At 31.0% G+C, this 19,515-nt stretch carries 13 protein-coding genes; 8 read left to right on the forward strand and 5 right to left on the reverse strand.

The window, feature by feature from the left end:
- The first annotated feature begins 35 nt into the window (after positions 1-35).
- From ACP3T3_RS07545 to ACP3T3_RS07565, 5 genes are all read left to right on the forward strand, one after another.
- Positions 36-317, forward strand: coding sequence for a helix-turn-helix domain-containing protein (locus tag ACP3T3_RS07545; protein ID WP_426479294.1), 282 nt, complete (start codon positions 36-38; stop codon positions 315-317).
- The gene (locus tag ACP3T3_RS07550) at positions 305-1,402 is read left to right on the forward strand and encodes a BT4734/BF3469 family protein (RefSeq protein WP_426479295.1); all 1,098 of its coding nucleotides are present in this window, start codon (positions 305-307) and stop codon (positions 1,400-1,402) included. The genes ACP3T3_RS07545 and ACP3T3_RS07550 overlap by 13 nt, the downstream gene beginning before the upstream one ends.
- Before the next feature lie 497 nt (positions 1,403-1,899).
- Positions 1,900-2,982, forward strand: coding sequence for a hypothetical protein (locus ACP3T3_RS07555; RefSeq protein ID WP_426479296.1), 1,083 nt, complete (start codon positions 1,900-1,902; stop codon positions 2,980-2,982).
- Positions 2,983-3,063: 81 nt separating this feature from the next.
- A complete protein-coding gene (locus tag ACP3T3_RS07560; protein ID WP_426479297.1) occupies positions 3,064-3,318 on the forward strand; it encodes a hypothetical protein in 255 nt (84 codons plus the stop codon).
- Positions 3,319-3,322: 4 nt separating this feature from the next.
- Complete coding sequence (locus ACP3T3_RS07565; protein WP_426479298.1) at positions 3,323-5,938, forward strand: KAP family P-loop NTPase fold protein; 2,616 nt, start codon at positions 3,323-3,325, stop codon at positions 5,936-5,938.
- A gap of 1,068 nt (positions 5,939-7,006) precedes the next feature.
- Here the strand turns inward: ACP3T3_RS07565 and ACP3T3_RS07570 are convergent.
- Both ACP3T3_RS07570 and ACP3T3_RS07575 read right to left on the reverse strand, forming a co-directional pair.
- Entirely contained in the window at positions 7,007-9,970 is a 2,964-nt protein-coding gene (locus ACP3T3_RS07570; RefSeq protein ID WP_426479299.1) for a response regulator, read from the reverse strand.
- Positions 9,971-10,350: 380 nt separating this feature from the next.
- Positions 10,351-10,896 (reverse strand): peptidoglycan-binding protein LysM, encoded by a 546-nt coding sequence (locus tag ACP3T3_RS07575; protein ID WP_426479300.1) that lies wholly within the window; start codon positions 10,894-10,896, stop codon positions 10,351-10,353.
- Between the two features lie 213 nt (positions 10,897-11,109).
- On the opposite strand from ACP3T3_RS07575, the gene ACP3T3_RS07580 reads away from it, so the two are divergent.
- From ACP3T3_RS07580 to ACP3T3_RS07590, 3 genes are all read left to right on the forward strand, one after another.
- A complete protein-coding gene (locus ACP3T3_RS07580; RefSeq protein WP_426479301.1) occupies positions 11,110-11,217 on the forward strand; it encodes a hypothetical protein in 108 nt (35 codons plus the stop codon).
- Positions 11,218-12,935: 1,718 nt separating this feature from the next.
- Positions 12,936-13,469, forward strand: coding sequence for an ATP-binding cassette domain-containing protein (locus tag ACP3T3_RS07585; protein ID WP_426479302.1), 534 nt, complete (start codon positions 12,936-12,938; stop codon positions 13,467-13,469).
- 150 nt (positions 13,470-13,619) lie between these two features.
- Entirely contained in the window at positions 13,620-15,014 is a 1,395-nt protein-coding gene (locus ACP3T3_RS07590) for a hypothetical protein (RefSeq protein WP_426479303.1), read from the forward strand.
- 476 nt (positions 15,015-15,490) lie between these two features.
- Here ACP3T3_RS07590 and ACP3T3_RS07595 read toward each other — a convergent pair whose 3' ends face one another.
- The 3 genes from ACP3T3_RS07595 to ligD form a co-directional block, all read right to left on the reverse strand.
- Positions 15,491-16,384, reverse strand: coding sequence for a cation diffusion facilitator family transporter (locus ACP3T3_RS07595; protein WP_426479304.1), 894 nt, complete (start codon positions 16,382-16,384; stop codon positions 15,491-15,493).
- A 168-nt stretch (positions 16,385-16,552) separates the two neighbouring features.
- Entirely contained in the window at positions 16,553-16,738 is a 186-nt protein-coding gene (locus ACP3T3_RS07600; protein WP_426479305.1) for a hypothetical protein, read from the reverse strand.
- 53 nt (positions 16,739-16,791) lie between these two features.
- Positions 16,792-19,497 (reverse strand): DNA ligase D, encoded by a 2,706-nt coding sequence (gene ligD / locus ACP3T3_RS07605; RefSeq protein WP_426479306.1) that lies wholly within the window; start codon positions 19,495-19,497, stop codon positions 16,792-16,794.
- Between the last annotated feature and the right edge of the window lie 18 nt (positions 19,498-19,515).

The raw sequence follows: 19,515 nt of genomic DNA on the forward strand, positions 1-19,515 counted from the left end.
TTAAATTGCTCAAAATTTTAAAAATCATTAGAATTATGAGTAATAAAAATGAATGTGAAGAAATTTTAGATTTCTTCAAAAAAAGAATGTTAACGACAAAAGAAGCAGCGTTCTATTTGGGGTTAAGTGTAATAACTGTGAGAAGAAAAGCAGGTAAAGGGGTGTTTCCATCTCACCGACCAAACGGAGGGAAACTGTATTTTGAAATCTCAGATTTAGATGAGTATCTATTATCAAAACGTAGAAGTAGTGTAGAAAAAGCGAGAGAAGTAGCATCAATGTTGAACTTTAAGATTTCGAAAAAATGGAGAATTTGAAGTTTAATTTTTATGAGGATTTTAGATGTAGTAGATATACGCATTTAGACGAGATTGTAAACGACATTAAAACCGGTACTTATCATAGAGCTATTATACCATATATAAAACTGTTTGACAAGGAGGGGAAAACCGAAGAGACAAAGAATTTAAAAAATAAAATTCCCACTTTTATAATTAGTGGGATGTTTTCAAAATTCGGTAGGAAAATTGAGAATTTAAGAATTTACCACGGTTGGATGGTTCTTGATATTGATGGAATTAAAGATGAAGAAACGTATCAAATAATTTTTGAAAAAGTTAAAAATATTCTATACACAAAGGTTGCGTTTCGATCACCTTCTGGAGGAATGAAAATAATTATTGAAACTAATAATAAAGATGTAGACAAACATACTGAACTATATAAAAAATTGGTTAATTATTATGAGGAAAAACTTGATGTAGAATTCGACACATCAACATGTGATGTATCCCGATTGTGTTTTTATTCTTTTGATCCTGAAATTTATTATAATAAAAAGTCTGAAATTTTTAGTTTTGAAGAGATAAGCAATGTAAATACTGTTATTGGAAACGAAGATATTTTTGCTTTGGAAATGCAAGAAATGATTGAATTTACAGAGAAGAGACAGAAATATAAAATTGGTAATAGAAATAATTTTATTAAACTATTTAGTTTGAACTGTTCTAACCACGGTATTGAAGAATCAGATACTTTAGAATTTTGCCTTAGCAGATTTGTGGAAGAAGATTTTGACGAATACGAAATTACACTGACTATTAAAAACTCCTATGAGAAAAATTCAGATAAATTTGGTAATTGGAAAAATCGTTTAAATAAAGTTGTTAAAGAAAGGTTGGCAACACAAAAAAAAGTTGAAAACAAATCTGAACCATTAAAATTAATGGCTAAAGATATTACCTTTGATGATGAGATTTTCCAACAGTATTATGACGATTTAAGTAAAACTTTTCCGACAAAATATACTGATTTCATTGGAAGTTTAAAAACTGAGAGAGAAAAAGATATTCTCATATTAGCAATGATGACTGTGTTAAACTCAATCCAGAAAACGAACTAATTTTAAACCTTAGCTTAATTTTAAAAGCTAAGGTTTTTCTTTGTAGAAGAAATTTTAAATAATGTTCACAACACTTAATAATAAAATCTGAATATATTATCGTTAAAAGAAATATCGAACGGAGAACAATCTTAAAATCAATTTGAACTAAAATAGAACATATATATGTTGTAAGACTTCTACAAAAGTTTTAGATTTACCACACAAAACCATTATACTATTAGAAAGAAATAAGATAATTACATATTAAAAAATACATTTAGCGAACTGAAATCTGTTTTTGAAAGGTCGAAAATTCAGAATATCCACAGAATTAAGTTAAGCGAAATGTTCAGGCTATGGCTTGAGCGTTGCTTTACTTTGTGGATAGGTATTCGACCACCTCAAAAACAGGTAGAGATAATGTCTCAAGCCTGTTTTTTGTTTTTATATCAGATTATGGTTTTCAGTAAGGAATGTTGAAAAAAAGTCTTTAAAATTGAAAACTGAAATATAAAATGAAAACAAAATTACTTTTTTTAGGAATCTACATTTTATTAAATACGATATTAATAAAATCGCAAACTTTAGATAAAGAGGTTAGAAATGATTTTTGTATAAATGCAAAGTATCATTATTTCTATGGAACGAATAGTTTCTTTGCGTTAATGAATATAACATTGAAAAGAATTGGAATTAGTGATCCCCACACTATGGACGAAGCGGTAAAAAATATTTGTAATGATGAATTATTACAAAATTCATTTTTTGAAAGTATTCACAATGTTAGTGGAGGTTTGGATAAACAACAATATCTGAGTATGGGAATGAAGAATACTAATGTAGAAAAATTGATTGAATATTATAACGTAATTTTGAGTATCAAACGTGAAAAAGAATGGAAACTAAATAAATTGAACGAACTTAAAGAAATCCAAAATAAAATTTCCAATAATGAGTTATTTTTTTTAAATGAATTAGTAAACAGACCAGAATTAATGGTTATTGACAGTAGTAGTCTTCAAAAAGATATTGAGTCAATTATCAGTGTAATGTCTTTAGAATTTGGAAATGAACAACCTGTTGATTTAGTATATCCATTGTTATTTGAAGTGGATTCATTCGGTAAAATCGTTGGTGTATTTAATAAGAAAAATAATGAGAGTAAAGAAATAAATTTGAAAAGTTTTTTACTTAATGAAAAAGGATTTGTTATTAATGAAAAACAGAAAATAAATATTCCATATTATTACCCATTTAAAATTTCTATAAAAAGTTCTTCTAACTATAAAAAAATAAATGTTAAAGTAAAAAAAAATAAAGAAAATATTTTGATTGAACAAATTGATGTAAGTCGTTACGCTTCATCACCAGCAGGGAAAATTTCTTTTGAAAAGGAAAAGTCTAAATCAGCAGTATACTTTGAAGAATTGAAAAAATATTTACTAAACGAAAAATCACAGAAAATCGTAAAATCAACAGAATATAAAACATTTAAAATTGATAGAAATGTTATGAATATATCGTTTGTAGTTGGTGAGAATAAAGTTATTAGAAATCTTGAAAACACCACTTTTAGTATAAATGAAATCATAGATTGATTAAATTGTTTACTATTTTAATGTGGAAAAGTCTTCTTTAATAAGAGGACTTTTTTAGTTAAATTTGGTAAAAATCAATATATGACAATTAAAGAATATTATTCTCAGTTAAAAACTGCTGATGATTTGATGAGCAATCATTTACATAATAAATTATCTTCAGTATTACGAAATATAATCCCATTAGTTAAAGATTCAGAACAAAAGAAAGAGTTAAAAGATTTTTATAAAAGATGCGAAGAACTTCCTTTTGCTAATAAGGGTAGCGAAGAATATATAGAAGTTAGAAAAATTACTTATGAGGTATTAGAATTTATCGAAGAAAATTTAATATAATTCTATGAGTAAAAAAATAACAGTTAAAGACATCCTTTTTATTATTGTAAGTTTAATTTCAATCATAATATTTACACCTTTGTTGGAAGCAACCATCGATTATATTATTGAAAATTCTAAAATTAATGATGTCAAAAATTCATACACTTTAGATTTTTTGATTATAGGGTTAGTAATAATCTCCATTTTAATAGTAATAAAATTAATTCCGAATAAAAGGATAACACTTTTATTGTTGCTAATTGGTGGATTTTATTACTACCAAAGATTTATAAATAATCATTTTGAATTTTTAAATTTTGAATCATTACCTCAATTGGTGTATTTTGATGTTGTTTTTTTAATCGTCTTAATTTATTTAGGAACTTATTTAAAATATTTTGATGTTAAAAAAAATAAAGAGGGAAACACATTGGAAGAAGATTCTCCGATTAAGAACAGAAATGATGATGAATTAGATAATCTGTTTTCTAAAACTGTCGAAAAAATTAAAGATATAATTGACAAAAATAGTTTTGAAACTTCTTATACCATTGGAATAAATAGTGAATGGGGAAATGGTAAATCTACTATTTTAGAAATGGTGAAAAGTGAATTAAAAGAGAATTCAGATAAAATTATAGTAGATTTTAATCCGTGGATGGGATTTGATAAAAAAGTTTTGATAAAGGATTTCTTTAATTCTTTATCTGAATCACTTACAGAAAATAATATTTCAAATGAAGTTTATCAATATTCCGAAGAATTAGTTAATGCAACAGATAATTCTGTTTTGAAAACGATAAAGAATATTTTTTACAGAGAAAAATCTTTAGAAACTTTATTCAATAATATCAACAACAAAATAAAATTATTGAATAAAAAAATAGTTGTTTTTGTAGATGATATTGACAGATTAGACAATGAAGAGATTTTTCAATTATTGAAATTGATAAGAAATACTGCTAATTTTCAAAGGACATATTTTATTATGGCTTATGATAGAGAATATGTTGTTGGTAGTATCAATGGCATAAATGAGTACGCTTCCGTAAATTATTTAGATAAAATTATAAATACAGAGCTAACTCTTCCATATTTTGATAGAAATATTCTTAAAGAAATTTTCAGATTAAAATTGGTAGAAAAAATAGGTTTAGATTACAAAGAACAAATTGATTATGCATTAGATATTGGTATGGATAATTCTGATCTATTTGATTATGAAAACGTATCTAATAATTTCAATGATTGGATAAGTAATATAAGAGAAATAAAAAAGTTAGTTAATTCTATTTACATAAACTTTAACGGTTTTTTTGATGAGATAAATTTCACCGATTTATTTTATATCGAATTGTTAAAATTGAAGTATCCGTATTTGTATAAATTATTGTATTCTAAAAAAGATAGCTTACTAAGAGAAAGATCCAATAGATTATATTTTAGAGAATTAGAAGAGAAAAGCTCTTTCGAAGAATTTATGGATGAAAAAGACACATCTAAATTCATTGAAAAGAAAAAAGCTCAATTTAAAGAAACTGTAATATGGAATATTTTAGAGAAATATTGTATTGAGAATAATATAATAGAAATAGAGAAAAGAAAGATTAGATTACTGCTATTAAATCTGTTTGGGATATATGATAAAACAGGAATTAATTTTTTAACCTCTAAATATGATGATGATAAACTATCTGTTTCTTATACATATAAATTCGAAAGGTATTTTTCACAAACAATTTTTAAAGGAAATATTTCTGAAAAACAATTTTATAAAATGTTAAATTCTACAGAAATAGAGAGAGGAAAAATTATTAATGAATGGATTAACATAGGAAAGGAAAGAGATTTACTTTTTCGCTTATTAGGTAATATTGAATACAAAAATAGAGTTGAATTTGAAAATACTATGAAGTCAATTATACAATTGGTACATTCTAATTCTCATTTTAATGATTCTCAAAAAGTAGGCTTTGATTTTCAAAGATTTAAATACAAAATTCAATCCTATGAAGGTGATACAAAAATTACTGATTTATATCGTAATGAAAATGAATTCAAGGAATTTATTTTAAATTTATTCAACAGCGCTGTATATCCTTATATATTTGAATCACAGACGCTGTCAGCAATAAATTCTAATTCATTTAGAGAAGAATTAAGATTTGTTTTAAGTACAGATGAAATAAATAATATTTTGAAATCTTATATTTTAAAATATTTAGATGAAACTACTGTTTTAAATAACAGTTTTTGGACATTATTTAAACTATGTAAGAAGCTCAGCCTTGATAATGGATTTAAAGTTTTTACTATATATGATGTAGTAAAAGAGAAAATTATTGACGTATTGAATGATAATGATAATGTTGAGTTTTTTATTAAATCAATTATTGAGAGGGGTATGGATAATGATGTTGGAAAAATTCATATAAAAACAATTGAAGATATTTTTGATAGCGTAGAAAATTTTGAAGAATTGATTCTTATTGATATAGATGATGAGAAAACTCCTTTGAAATTTGAGTTTAAAGATTTTTATTTAAAAGTTAAAAATAACAATTGGGAGGAAATAGTATATGATTTTAAATACTTAAAACGTAGTAGAGAATCAGGTGAAATACTTACAATGAGATAATGGATTTTTACAAATTGGATACTAAATACTTATAACATCCCATAAACAGAGAGAAGAAACTATCTGTATCGGGAAATAGAATTTACAAACAATTGATATACAACAAGTTACTGTTTTAGAAGTTATTTTTATAACACTCTGATTTAATGTAACTTACGGGAATATTAAGTTTCTAATGTTAGAATTTTTGTCCCTTTTCTTGTCCCTTTTACATTAAAGCACAAAATTTGAGCAAAAGAAAATGGAATTGTTATAGACTTTTATGGATGATTCGCACCGGCCCTATCTTTTTAAAAATGAATTGCAAAAAAATGGTTGACGCTGAATGTAACTCTACACGGCCTCAAAATTATTAGGCCATAAAGATGTTAAAACCACAGAGGTCTATGTGAGAATTGTTGATAAGTTAACAAAAGAGGCTTCAGAAAAAATTAAATTGAATTTGAATGGGAGAAATTTAGATAATAATATACTATAATCTACTCATTTAATGTTTATGAAATTAGTAAGAAGATCTTTATAAATATTAATACTGGATATTTTATCTAAATGCAATGGTAGAATTGTGAGTAACAATACCTGTCAGGATATTTTTCCCGGTATTCTTCTCAGAGCATATAACGTAACCTGTTTTCTTCAGCGCCTTGGTACATAGAGGAAGTAATTTTCTAGGATTAGTTCCTTTCCATCAGGTGGTTCTAAAGCAGTAGTCTCAAATAAATCTTCTATGTCTTCTGAGCTAAGCTCTGATAGTTCTTCGTAAGTAAAACGATGCTCATGAAAAGACTTATATATTTCTTGATCGTATTACGGGATAAGCCGAGTTGTTTACTTGTAACCTTACTTGAGTTTTTACTATGGCCAGATTCACCAGAGTGGGGTGATCAATTTGAAACAGAATTAACTAGTCAATTTTTCAAGATTTTACAGTGGAATGAACGATTCAGTTAAACAAAGGTACACATACCCTGTATTAAAATTATCGTTTTAGATAAAGGTTATATCTGGTACATTTAAAATATAGTGTCTCCGAATATTAACAAAAAATTGATCCCTTTTTCATAGATTCTAAACACTAATATACTTTTTGAGTACTTCAAGAAGATCTGCCTGCTTTACAGGTTTAGGAAGAAAATCGTTCATTCCGGCCTCAAGGCAATTTTCTTTTTCACCTAGTACATTTCCGGCCGTAATGCCTATTATAGGTATACTTTCATATCCCGGCAGCATTCTAATATGTTGTGTTGCCTCAATACCGCTCATTATCGGCATCTGTACATCCATCATGATAATGGAAAACTGTTTTTTCCTGCATTCTTCCAAAGCCTGCAGCCCATTGACTGCTTCCGTTAGATGCATACTCGGAGCAAGAGATTTCATTATTCTATTATTCAGAACCATATTCACTACGTTATCATCAACCAAAAGCACTTCTAATTCCGAGGCAAATACATGCGAAACTTTCTCAGAATGATCCTTACTAATTTCTACTGTATAACTTTGGTCTACCTTTTTTAAAGTTTTGTATAGATCATGTGATTTGATGGGTTTCAAAAGTAAATGTGCATTTTCTATTTTCCTAATTGAACTAAGTATTCCCAGTTCTTCAGAAGAAGAAGAAAGTACTATAAATGGTGAAGTTTCTTTCCGCTGATTGAACAGCTCTGTTATTTTATTTATTGTTTCCAATCCGGACATAACGGGCATATGATAATCCATCAGGATCACATCGAACCTCTCACCTTTCAACAGGATCTCTAAGGCTTCCATCCCATTAGAAGCCAAGGTAGATTTGATATTTTTGTAGGTAAGCATGTGCTCCAGAATAATCCTGTTATTTTCATTATCATCAACCACTAAGGCCGTTTTAATAGTTATGTCCTCCTCCTCTCTCAGTTGATGGATTTCGTAAGGAATCTCAATGTCAAAGAAAAATACAGACCCTTTTTCCTTTGTGCTGCTCAGTGACAAATGGCTTCCCATATATCCCAGGATATTGTTGGAGATAGTAAGCCCCAGACCCGTGCCGCCATATCGTTTACTGATGGAACTGTTTTCCTGGGTAAAGGCATTAAAAATGTATTTCTGTTTCTCAACAGGGATCCCAATCCCTGTATCTCTTACTGAGAAGCGCAAAGCGATAGTATGATCATTCATATACAACTTCTCTACTTTTAGTTCAATCTCTCCCTTTTCTGTGAATTTCACAGCATTCCCCAGAAGATTGATCAAGATCTGCTTTAACCTTGCTTCATCCATAAAAAGTATTTTTGGAAGGCCTGGCTCAATATTGAGAAGAAGTTCGATATCTTTTTTCTGGGACTGATAAATGATCACATTTATAACCTGGCTTAACATATCATAAACATCACATTTTTCAATCAAAAGCTCCATTTTTCCGGATTCTATTTTAGAAAAATCCAATATATCATTGATGATGCTAAGCAGATTTTCCCCTGACTCATTGATGTAATTCAGATATTGCGTCTGTGTTTCGTTCAGCGGTGTCGTGAGGAGAAGGTCTGAAAAACCTATAACTCCGTTTAAAGGAGTTCTGATCTCATGACTCATATTGGCCAGAAATTCGGATTTTGCTTTGCTGGCAATATCTGCTGTTTCTTTTGCATTTTTCAATTCTTCATTTATCTTTACAGCATTTGAAATATTCTGTATGGAAATAATGACACCCCCTACTTCATCTTTTGTAAGATACCATGGTCCAACTTTAAGGTCGTAATGCTGAATTTCTCCTTTTCCTTTCACTTTTAGCGTAAAGTCACCGTTGATATACGTTTTTCCCAACAGCGCATTATCATAGATATCTTTTACTTCCTCAGGAATATTAGGTGATACCGTGAATAAATTATTGCCGATAAGATCTACATTATTCATACTAAATTCCTCTCTCCAGCTGCTGCTTACAGCAATATAGTTAAGGTCTTTATCAAACATGGCCAAAGGAACAGGAACATCAGTGACAAAAGATTGCATTATTGCCTCCTTCCGAGAAACCTCTAGAAACATTTTTTTGAATGCGTCAATGTCCTGAATAATTCCGAAAACCCTTTTGCAGATATCATCTTCAAATTCAGGAATACCTTTTACCCTTACCCAAGTTGTAACTCCATCATTCCGTAAAAGCTGAAGCTCCTCATCAAAAGGAATTCCTTGTTGTACTGCTCTGTTAAACAGGTATTTTATTCTTTCTCCACTTTCTCCTTTGTAAAATCCTAAGGCATTTTCAAAAGTAGGCTGGAGACCATCTTTTAATTTGTGAATTTCTCTTGTACTTTGAGACCAGAAGATCTTTCCTGTCTTCATATTGACTTCCCAACCTCCCACCTGGGCTACTGAACCTGTTTCCTCAAGCATTTCCTTAGTATAAAACAGATCTTTTTCTAACTTACCACGACGAATAAGGTCAGATTTTAGTTGTAAATAAACAAAAACGGTTACACCAATGGCTGCAATGGAAGAAAAAATGATGAACAAAACAGTCCAGTTGGAAGATTTGTTCATATCTTCATTTTTTATGGCAAGCTGAACTTCCTCATGTTTTACAAATTTCTGAACAAGCCTACGGCATCTGTCCATAGCCTCCTTATTTTGTAAAAGTTCTTCCGGACTCATTAATATTCCCTTTCTACGATTCTCAATAAGCAAGGCATATTCTTTCATCATCATTTCTGAAGTGTGCAGCAGTTCATTTAGGATATTAATCTGATCTTTATCTCTAAGATTAAGTCTATCTTTGTGAGAAACAAACTGCGGATATTCATTTCTACTATTATTAAAAGGTTCAAGAAAATTCTCCCGGCCGGTAAGCTGATATCCCCTATTTCCAGTTTCAGCATCTAAAAGAGTATTTAGGATATCTTTTGCCAAGCTTATAGATTCCTTGCTTTTTAGGAACTCTTCCCTATTCTCCATCTGCTTATGTATGCTTATGTAAGATGCTATAGAACTAGCAATCAGAAGTATCAAAGAAATCACTACACCAATCTGAAGATTTCTTATAATTTTTTTCGGCATTGAATAGTATTTTTGAAATAAAATACTAAAAATAGGTCATTTTATAATATTAGCAAATTAATTTAGAAATTTGTCAGAAGATATTGGAAAATGAGCAATGTACAGCGTTGGAATACGTAAAGACATTGCCTTAATAAGGCTTGAAAATAATCTTTCGTTTCCATAATTGATTAGTTTTATAAAAGTAGGAATTAAAAAAAAAATTTACACCTTGTATTTGAAAATTTGCCTTTCCAAACATAGATTCTACCTTACAGCTGACAGAGACTTTATTCCCGGATTTTGAATTTATCTATATCGGTACAATACATACAAAATCAAAGGCCCCCGTAGGAAGCCTTCGAAACACCAAATCACAAAATATTAATATGAAAATTTATTTATAAAGCTGTTGCTGTATAAGTTACTGTTTGAGTATAAGTTCCGGCTGGCTTACCTAAGATATCAGAAGATGATGATTTCGCCGCTGGAATCATGTAGTCCAGATTCAATGTTAATGCGCTTCCAAGCGGAGCATTAGCTACTAAAGTTTGATCCGCTGCAGATAAAATTACAGCGGTTTTTGTTCCGCCCATACTTCCGGCAGTGGTAGAAGGTTTGATTGTCAAAACATTCACAGGAATCAGGCTGGTTCCATTCATAAAATTAGCACCCCCTGCTTTTACTTTTACATTAAAGTTCTTCGTGGATGTAACTTTTAAAGAGTTGGCTTTAGTAACTGTTTGTTCAGAATTATAGTCTGCTGCAGTAACATAGTTAAAGTCAACTGTATTACCTATTGCAGTACTTCCTGCGTCAATAGAGATGACATCGTTCAGGGTAATGTTTACCGTTGTGGTCGCAGTTGTATTTTGAGCTTGAACATTATTAGTTCCTAATATGATTGCTCCAATAGTTAAGGCTGAGATTAAGATTTGTTTTGTCATGGCAGTAATATTTTATTTCTACTTAATTATTCTCTTTTGTATACTGCAAATTTATAGTGGTGCTAAAAGTTTCTTTGTAGTGGAAAACGGAAGTTCAAGTAGTAAAATCACTACAGGATTGCTCATTGGGCTTAAATAGAGAACCCCACAACACTTAAAAAATTCTGAGGGTGTATACCATACACAAGACAACAAATTGCTAATTTAACTGGATTGAGAGTTGAAACGGTAATCATAACGATCAAGAAAATGGCAGAACAAGATCTGTTACAATTAGATGGACGAAAGATCTTTTTGAGATTTTATATTAGCAGTGATTGATTTCAAATAATCGTAATTATAGGTACCGATGGATTGCCAACAACGCAGCTTACGAAGTGAAGGCAACGTTTAGGTGCTGCCGCGCGTATAATTTCAAGATGTAACTAATACCAACCAAAATGCATTTCAGAAATTTCGGGAGCATGACGGATTTTTTTTAATAGGTAGAAATGACAAAGGTCAGAATACGCGGGTAAGTGTAGCAATGATCACCAAAATACATCCGAGTAATTGGAAGGATCCAGATTATTGGATTTTTGAAAATGAAATGGCAATACTTCCTATAAATTTAAAGAATTCATCACTAATCACCAGATTTATTCAAGATGGTATAATTTATAGAACCAGCGGGAAATCCTTTGGTGATATTATTGTTTACTGAAATGATCTTAATCGGAAAGTAGACAATGAGCAGTAGTATCAGAATTAATCGCATTGTAGCTATTGTAATCAGACATTCGTAGCTAAAACATTCACCTGTAATCAAAGGGATTATAAGAAAAAGGTTAAGGAGGAAAAACTTCGTAAATCCAAATAGGAATTTATTATTGATTCAAAAATTAGTAAACTTGACAATAGCAATTATCAGGCAGAGATTAGCTTTATTAGGAACTTTACTGCTTCAGTTTTCTCCATAATTAATTGATTTACAAAAATTTACAACAATTACTAACGACCCAAGTTCAATCGGAGTGACAGCAATTTGTTTTCAACTTACTGTCCCAGTAGATTACATATCTCAGCCTGTTTTGCAGGATTTAAGATCAGTTGGAAGCAAGTATTTAAAGAATATATCCTATTTAAATTTTACCAATGAAATTATTGGTGATTTAGTTGATTCCTCTATACATAACTATTTTAAGCGTAAAGTTTCTGATAGTACTTCAAATGGAAAACAACTTTGAAAAATATGATTATTTTATTTTTTGATTAACAAACAGCATGTAATTAAAATCAAAAATAGAAAAATTTTAATCCATAAGTTTAGATATCAATAAATGACTCAAAAATTTTAAAGATAATGAAATTATTTCTTGCAACTATGAAATAATGTATTACTTTTATACCTCTCGTAATAAGGGTTACAAGAAATATTAAAGAAACACAAAAGATAGAACCATGAATAATATTCATAAAGGTACACTGAAAATTATCACTATAATTTTAGTAAATTTTTCATCAGTAATATTCTCGCAAATCACAGCAAATCGTTTTTTTTTTACGAATTAACATATAGACCGAGTAAGGATTTATCAAAAATAAAAAAGGAATTGATGGTACTGTCTTTTTTTCATATGCAGGGAAAAACAATATTATTTTAAAATCTTTCATACAGCGATTAACACAAATACATTTATGTATAATTTATTTTTTTGCAGGGCTTGGAAAACTATTTGGTGTTGATTGGATCAATGGAAGTGCCTTTTGGAAAATCTCACATCTTTACTTTGCAGAGCATATTAATTTTAAAAATTTACCTTCAGTGTTTTATTTATTTTCCAGTTTATTTGTAGTATTACTACAGACATCATATTCTGTATTAATAAATATAAAACAAACAAGAATTTTTACTTTTTACTGTATTATTATGTTACATCTGATGATAGCTATTACAATGCAATTTTACACATTTGGAACTATAATGATTTTATTAAACTATATAGCCTGGGGCAACTATGTAAATATTGATTTTAAACCTTTAAAAAAATATAGATTTAATGACAAACATTGAACTAAATAATATCTCATATAAAATAAAAGATAATAAAATATTAAATAATATTTCTTTTAAACTATCACATGGACTTCACATATTAGTAGGCAGTAATGGATCTGGAAAGACTACCATTTTAAGGCTGTTGAGTACACTAACGTCTCCAACTTCCGGTATTTATCAGTATAATCAGATAAGTGTAAAAAAAAATCGCCAAATAAAAAACGATATAGGATTTATGCCCCAACAGCCTAATTTATATTTAGACTTAACCGTTTATCAAAATATTATGTATTTTGGGCTTCTAAAAGGGGCTAAAAAAAAAGAAATAGAAGCAAAAATAGATTTACTTTTAGAATCCTTTAGTATACTTCAATTCAAAAATATTAGAGTTCAAAACTTATCTGGAGGAATACAACAACGAGTATCAATCATTATTTCAATTATAAACAATCCAAAATTATTGATATTGGATGAACCTACTAACAATTTAGATGAAATAGAACGGGATAGGTTATATCAACTGCTAAAAGTATAAGCGTTAATACGATCGTTATATTTTCAACCCATTTAATAGATGAGGCTATTAAGTATTGTGATAAAGTCATAGTAATGAAAGACGGTAATGTTTCATTAAATGAAAGTATAGCGAATATGAAAAATTTAGATATAAAAAAATATTTTTTAAATGCTGTTTTCTTTTTTACAATTAACCACAATCTATTTCAGACACTTAATTAATAAAAAAACATTTTTATTATGTGTTATATTATTACTCATATTAGGCTTTTTTTTAATTCCTAATGAAAATTCAAATTACGTTACTTTTTATTGCAATAATTCGTCAATTGTTAGTAATGAGTATTGGATTGGTAATCTTTCAGGTGTTTTCTGTAATCTAATTATTTATTTATTGCTTTTTTTTATCATAGCAGGAGATAAAGAAAAAGATATTGTTGCCGGTTACTATATTAATGAAGATTTATCTCCATTACATCCTTTTTTAAAAAACTTATACAAAATTTCAGCAATATATCTAATTTCATTATTGTTGCTTTTAGTATTAAATTTATCATTGATCTTAGCAAATATTCAAAATATTAATATTGTATTATTTATTACACCTATTTTATACTTTTGTATTCCATTTTTATTAATTGTTTCTACACTTTGTTATTTTATAGAATATTTTTTAGATAATAAGTATCTCAAATATTTTATTTATTACTCCATTTTTATACTACTTATTATTTATGATGATAAACTTTTATACATTACAGGCAATTCAGAACTTTTTCTTTTCTATAAGAGCCTAAATGTTCCTGTGAAAACCTTTGCAATTGGTTTTATTTCTAAAGAAAAAGTCTTAAATCTAATAACAGTAAAACATTTTATAAAACCAAACTTTACCTTTTATAAATTATTAGTAATAATTTTCGCTCTCGTTACTACTTATCTTCTGTCCTTTATTAGGATTAAAAGAAGTTTCACAACTATTGATGATTCAGTTTATTCTAATAGAACGTCTTCAAAAGATATTCAAAATAATGATTTTTCAATTGAAAGCATACCTAATATTGATCAAACAGATTTATCTTTAATTAGTTACCTAAAAAAAGATCTTTTTTTACTTAGCGTTAGCATTAGTAATAAATCATTATCCCTTTTTTTTCTCTTTTGGATTCTTTCATTTTTTGTACAGCAGAATTTTTTCCTTTTTATTTTGGTAATACTGTTATTATTAAGTACTAAGATTAATGATATTTTCTTAGGTAAATCTTATTTTTATAATACTTTTATTTATGAAAAACTGTACAGTTTTCCATATATACTACATTTTTTATCAAAATTTATAATCGTTTTAAGCTCTTATTGTTTATTGCTTATTCCATATTTTCTCCGTATTGGAGAAATGCCAATTATTTTATTGCTAATATTCAATTTCTCAATTATTTCCATTTTCCAATTAACAAGTATTCATTTATTAAAAAATACTACCATAGCAAATATTGCATTAATTGTTATGTATATAAGTTATGTTTATAAATCCCCATTAATTGATATACTTTGTTATAAATTTTAAATCAGAGTAATGACAAATTATAGCCTTAAGAGGAAATATAATAAACAATTAAACTTTATCATGTAAAGAAACTTTTGAAAAAATAAATGAAGATTATCAACCAGTAAATGAAAAACCTATTGTCTTAAAAATGGAAGTTTAATAAAGAATTCAAAATAATACATATGAGAAAGATCATCATAGTTTTCTTTTCTATCCTAATAGATATATTACTTACATCCTGTAGATACAATAAAATATGCATTGCAAACCATTCTTTTTTAAAAAGTACAACTGCCATCATAAATGATCCCCCACCCAAAAATGGAGGGCAATGGTAGAGTGTATGAAATATGATCTCAATTGGACCTGCATGATGGGTTATTTCCAGTGATGCTATAAGATTCTGAAAATCATATTAAACCGCAATGATGAAGATCACTTCACCTGATGGGTACAATACTTTATATGTCAATAAACATTGATTATTTTGGTATTTATTCTGGCTGTATAATCACAAAATGAACGAACTTGAATTCATTCTTTATATCCGTACGAATCCGGCGTATTGCCTCTGTGATTTCTTCAGTATCGAGATGTTCTTCAAAATCAATAATGAGCATCAATACCACTTCCTCTGGCGACTGGTAAGTTGACAGGATGTTTTTTGTTTTCACTACAGCAACATCCTTTTCTGCCAGCTGTGCAATTTTTTCTCTGGTTTCTGGCGCAATACCCTCCCCCATCAATAAGCTCCTGCTTTCTCTTGCCAGTATAAACGAAACAAAAACCAGCAGCAATCCAACAATCACCGAAGCAAGCCCATCCAATTCCGGAATTTGCAGCTGATGGCTAAACCACATCAATATCATTACAATGATCAAGCCTGCCACTGCGGCACCGTCTTCAAAAACAACAAGAAAACTTGAGGGATCTTTGCTTTTTATAATCGCGTCCCACCAACCAAGTCCATGACGGACTTTATTGAATTCTTTTACGGCGATAAACAAAGAAGTCCCTTCGAAAATGAGTGAAAGAAACAAAACAATATAGTTCCAGAATGGATCTTTCATCAGTTCAGGCTCAATAATGTGAGCAATTCCCTGATAAATGGACAAAGCACCTCCCAATCCAAATATTAAGATAGAAACGATAAAAGACCAAAAATACAGCTCCTTCCCATATCCGAAAGGATGGGACTGATCAGCTGCTTTTTTACTTCTCTTCAATCCATATAAAAGTAACAACTGGTTAGTAGTGTCCACCGTTGAATGGATCCCCTCGGAGATCATCGAAGAACTGTTTGTAAATGCTCCCGCAATAAACTTGGTTAATGCAATCAGCAGGTTTGCAGCCAGTGCACTGTAAATTGATTTTTTACTGTTGGCCATTCACTATTAAAATAAATAAGATATAAGTTCAACAACTAAAAGATTACCCTCCAACCGTCTTAAGCAATGAGGTATCCAGGGCACTAAACGAAAGTTCATACCTTCGTATTACTACCCTTATCCAATATAAATGGTTAAAAAACCCTTCACCCCTAACGCCAGCTTTTTTCAGCTTTCATCTTTGGTATTTTTGACCAAACTGATTCCCGCGATAAAGAAAACTATACCAATGACTCCCACAACAATAAGAGACATGGTGCCTACACCTTTATTGATGAGACCGTTTCCCACATAAATAAGGCCACCAATTCCCAGAACGGTTAATAGTGTGCCAAAAATTCTCTTTACGTTCATAATTTTTTATTTTATTTTGTTTTTAATAATCTTTCAAAAAATTAATTTGGAACTTATTGACTGGCATATTTATCAATTACCTTTTTAAGATCAATACCTTTACCAAGCACCGGCTTAAAAATATCACCTTCACTACTCATGCGTTCAATGGCATTGAAGATATGAAAATCTGTCATTTTTAATCCTTTTTTAACTTCATCCCAGTGAAGGGGCATAGAGACTGTTGCTCCTGGTTTTGGTCGGACGGAATATACCGAAGCGATGGTAGCATGCGGCCTGTTTTGCAGAAAATCCAGGTACATTTTCCCCTTGCGGTCTTTAACAGCCCTTTCCAAGCTGGTATAGTCAGGAAGCTCGCGATGCACCAGTGTTACAACAACCCGTGCAAATTCCTTACACTGTTCATAGGTATATTTATTAGCCAATGGAATATAAATATGAAGACCTGTTGAGCCGCTGGTCTTGCAATAGCTCGGCACCCCCATGTCATCAAGAATCTGTTTCGTGACCTGCGCTGCCTCAATGACCTGGTCAAAGGAATTCTTATCCGGATCCAAATCTATGATGCAATAAGTTGGATGGTCGGGCTTTTTGACCGTGCTGTTCCATGGATTCATTTCAATACAGCCAAGATTGGCCATGTAAAGCAATGTAGCCTCATCTTTTCCAACAAGGTAGTGCCGGTCTTTATCATCAGTTTCACTGTGATACAGGTAAGTATCAGCCCAATCAGGAGCTGTATCAGTGACATTTTTGAAATAAAAACCTTCACCTTCTATTCCGTTTGGAAATCGGTTCATGCTCTGTGGCCGCCCTTTAAGGTAGGGTAAGATAAATGGTGCTGCCTGATAATAATAGTTGATCAAATCTCTTTTCGTGATCTTTTCCCTGGGCCAGAATATTTTATCGAGGTTAGAAAACTTAAGCTCATGCTTATTGATCTTTCTGACCTGAGTTTTATCTTTAGGGTTTAATAAGGTCTTTCTGCTACTTTCTGCACGCGAATGGATGATGTTTGATGAAGTATCCTCCTTCACAATCTCCTCGGCAGGCTCTTCATTTTCAAGGACTACCTTTTTGGGATTCTTATCTTCCCGCATCCCCTCAAATGATGGATGCCGCATTATTCCGTCACTTGTCAGTTCAGTAAAGCTTACTTCACATACAAGTTCGGGCTTAAGCCATGTTACGGTCGCATGTGGTGGATTGGGTCTGAACCGTGAAGGTTTATTAACATCAGGTTCCTCTGCGAATGGAGCTTTTTTGATCATTAAAGGTTTAAAAAGTTCCATCATTTCTTTCTGCATCTTACCATTAAATCCCGTACCAACTTTACCGGTATAGATCAGCTTTTTACCTTCATAGACGCCTACGAGGATACTACTAAAGAGTTTGCCGGAATCGTCGTTAAGGGTATAACCTCCAATCACTACTTCCTGCCGTTTATTGGCTTTTATTTTGAGCCAATCGCGTGACCGGTTATGGGTATGGTATATACTATCCTTGCGTTTGGCCATGATGCCCTCCAGGCCAAGCTTTTTAGCCTCTTCCAAAAAGGCAATCCCTGAAGTTTCAAAATGTTCACTTATCAGTATGCTATTGTTTTGAGGCAGGACTTCTTTCAGTATTGCTTTACGCTCACAAAGTGGTAATTCTGTAAGATCCTTGCCTTTATACCATAAAATATCAAATACATAATATACAAGGTCGCCGTCCGCTTCACTGCGCCAGTTTTGGAGTGAGCCGAAATTGGCCATCCCGTTTTTCCCAAGTACAACGATTTCGCCATCTAATATGGCATCAAGATTCATATCTTTTAAAGTATCGTAGATCGGATAAAACTTTTCATTAAAGCTTTTATCATTCCGGGATTTCAGCTCTACCTTTCCATCCTTCATAAAAGCGACTGCCCGGTACCCATCCCATTTTACCTCATATATCCATCCATCATCATCGAAAGGCTTATTCACAAGGGTGGCGAGCATCGGCTCAACGCCTGTGTAAAAAGCTTGTTTAGGGGCTTTTTTAAGTATATCACTAATTTTTTTTGATGCTTTAGTCCCGTCTGCTGGAACAGCCTGCAATTGATCTGTTATAATTTCTGCTGCTTCTTTTACGGTGGCCTTTTTATCCTTTACTGTGGTGTTCTTTTTGATTATATTTTTGCCATACACCCTATCCGGAGCCTGCTCCATCTGGGCAATGGTCTTTTTTGAAATAACGGATTTATCTTTAAGCGTAACATCATCCTTGGTGGCATATTTATCATCAAGCTTAAATAACAGCCAGCCATTTTCGCCGCGGCCATGTGCCTTAACAAGAACAAACTCCCCTTTGAGCTTACTGCCGTTGAGCTTAAATTTTATTTTTCCTGAATAGAGCTGATGAAGGAGGCTTTTTTCCATCTTGGCAATAGCTCCGCCTTCAAAATCTACGGGTTCATAGGTTCCCTCATCCCAAACGATAACGGTGCCTCCACCGTACTGCCCTTTGGGAATGACACCTTCAAAACTACGGTAATCATACGGATGGTCCTCAACCATCATGGCAAGACGCTTGATATCCGGGTCAAGAGACGGGCCTTTGGGAACTGCCCAACTTTTTAGTACGCCATCCATTTCCAGACGAAAATCATAATGCAAATGTGAAGCATCATGTTTCTGCACAACGAATCGTAACTCCTTTCCGCCCGGCTTGCCGCCAAACGGTTCAGGGGTCTTTTCTGCGGAACGCTTTTCGCGATATTTAGATAAGCCCATTGTTTTACCTTTTAAAGT

It is taken from the genome of Chryseobacterium sp. CBSDS_008 (genome assembly GCF_049959325.1).
GTDB lineage: Bacteria > Bacteroidota > Bacteroidia > Flavobacteriales > Weeksellaceae > Chryseobacterium.

Coding starts and splice junctions, on each gene's coding strand:
- ACP3T3_RS07545 (WP_426479294.1), top strand. CDS start 36: ATGAGTAATAAAAATGAATGTGAAGAAATTTTAGATTTCTTCAAAAAA.
- ACP3T3_RS07550 (WP_426479295.1), top strand. CDS start 305: ATGGAGAATTTGAAGTTTAATTTTTATGAGGATTTTAGATGTAGTAGA.
- ACP3T3_RS07555 (WP_426479296.1), top strand. CDS start 1,900: ATGAAAACAAAATTACTTTTTTTAGGAATCTACATTTTATTAAATACG.
- ACP3T3_RS07560 (WP_426479297.1), top strand. CDS start 3,064: ATGACAATTAAAGAATATTATTCTCAGTTAAAAACTGCTGATGATTTG.
- ACP3T3_RS07565 (WP_426479298.1), top strand. CDS start 3,323: ATGAGTAAAAAAATAACAGTTAAAGACATCCTTTTTATTATTGTAAGT.
- ACP3T3_RS07570 (WP_426479299.1), bottom strand. CDS start 9,970: ATGCCGAAAAAAATTATAAGAAATCTTCAGATTGGTGTAGTGATTTCT.
- ACP3T3_RS07575 (WP_426479300.1), bottom strand. CDS start 10,896: ATGACAAAACAAATCTTAATCTCAGCCTTAACTATTGGAGCAATCATA.
- ACP3T3_RS07585 (WP_426479302.1), top strand. CDS start 12,936: ATGACAAACATTGAACTAAATAATATCTCATATAAAATAAAAGATAAT.
- ACP3T3_RS07590 (WP_426479303.1), top strand. CDS start 13,620: ATGCTGTTTTCTTTTTTACAATTAACCACAATCTATTTCAGACACTTA.
- ACP3T3_RS07595 (WP_426479304.1), bottom strand. CDS start 16,384: ATGGCCAACAGTAAAAAATCAATTTACAGTGCACTGGCTGCAAACCTG.
- ACP3T3_RS07600 (WP_426479305.1), bottom strand. CDS start 16,738: ATGAACGTAAAGAGAATTTTTGGCACACTATTAACCGTTCTGGGAATT.
- ligD (WP_426479306.1), bottom strand. CDS start 19,497: ATGGGCTTATCTAAATATCGCGAAAAGCGTTCCGCAGAAAAGACCCCT.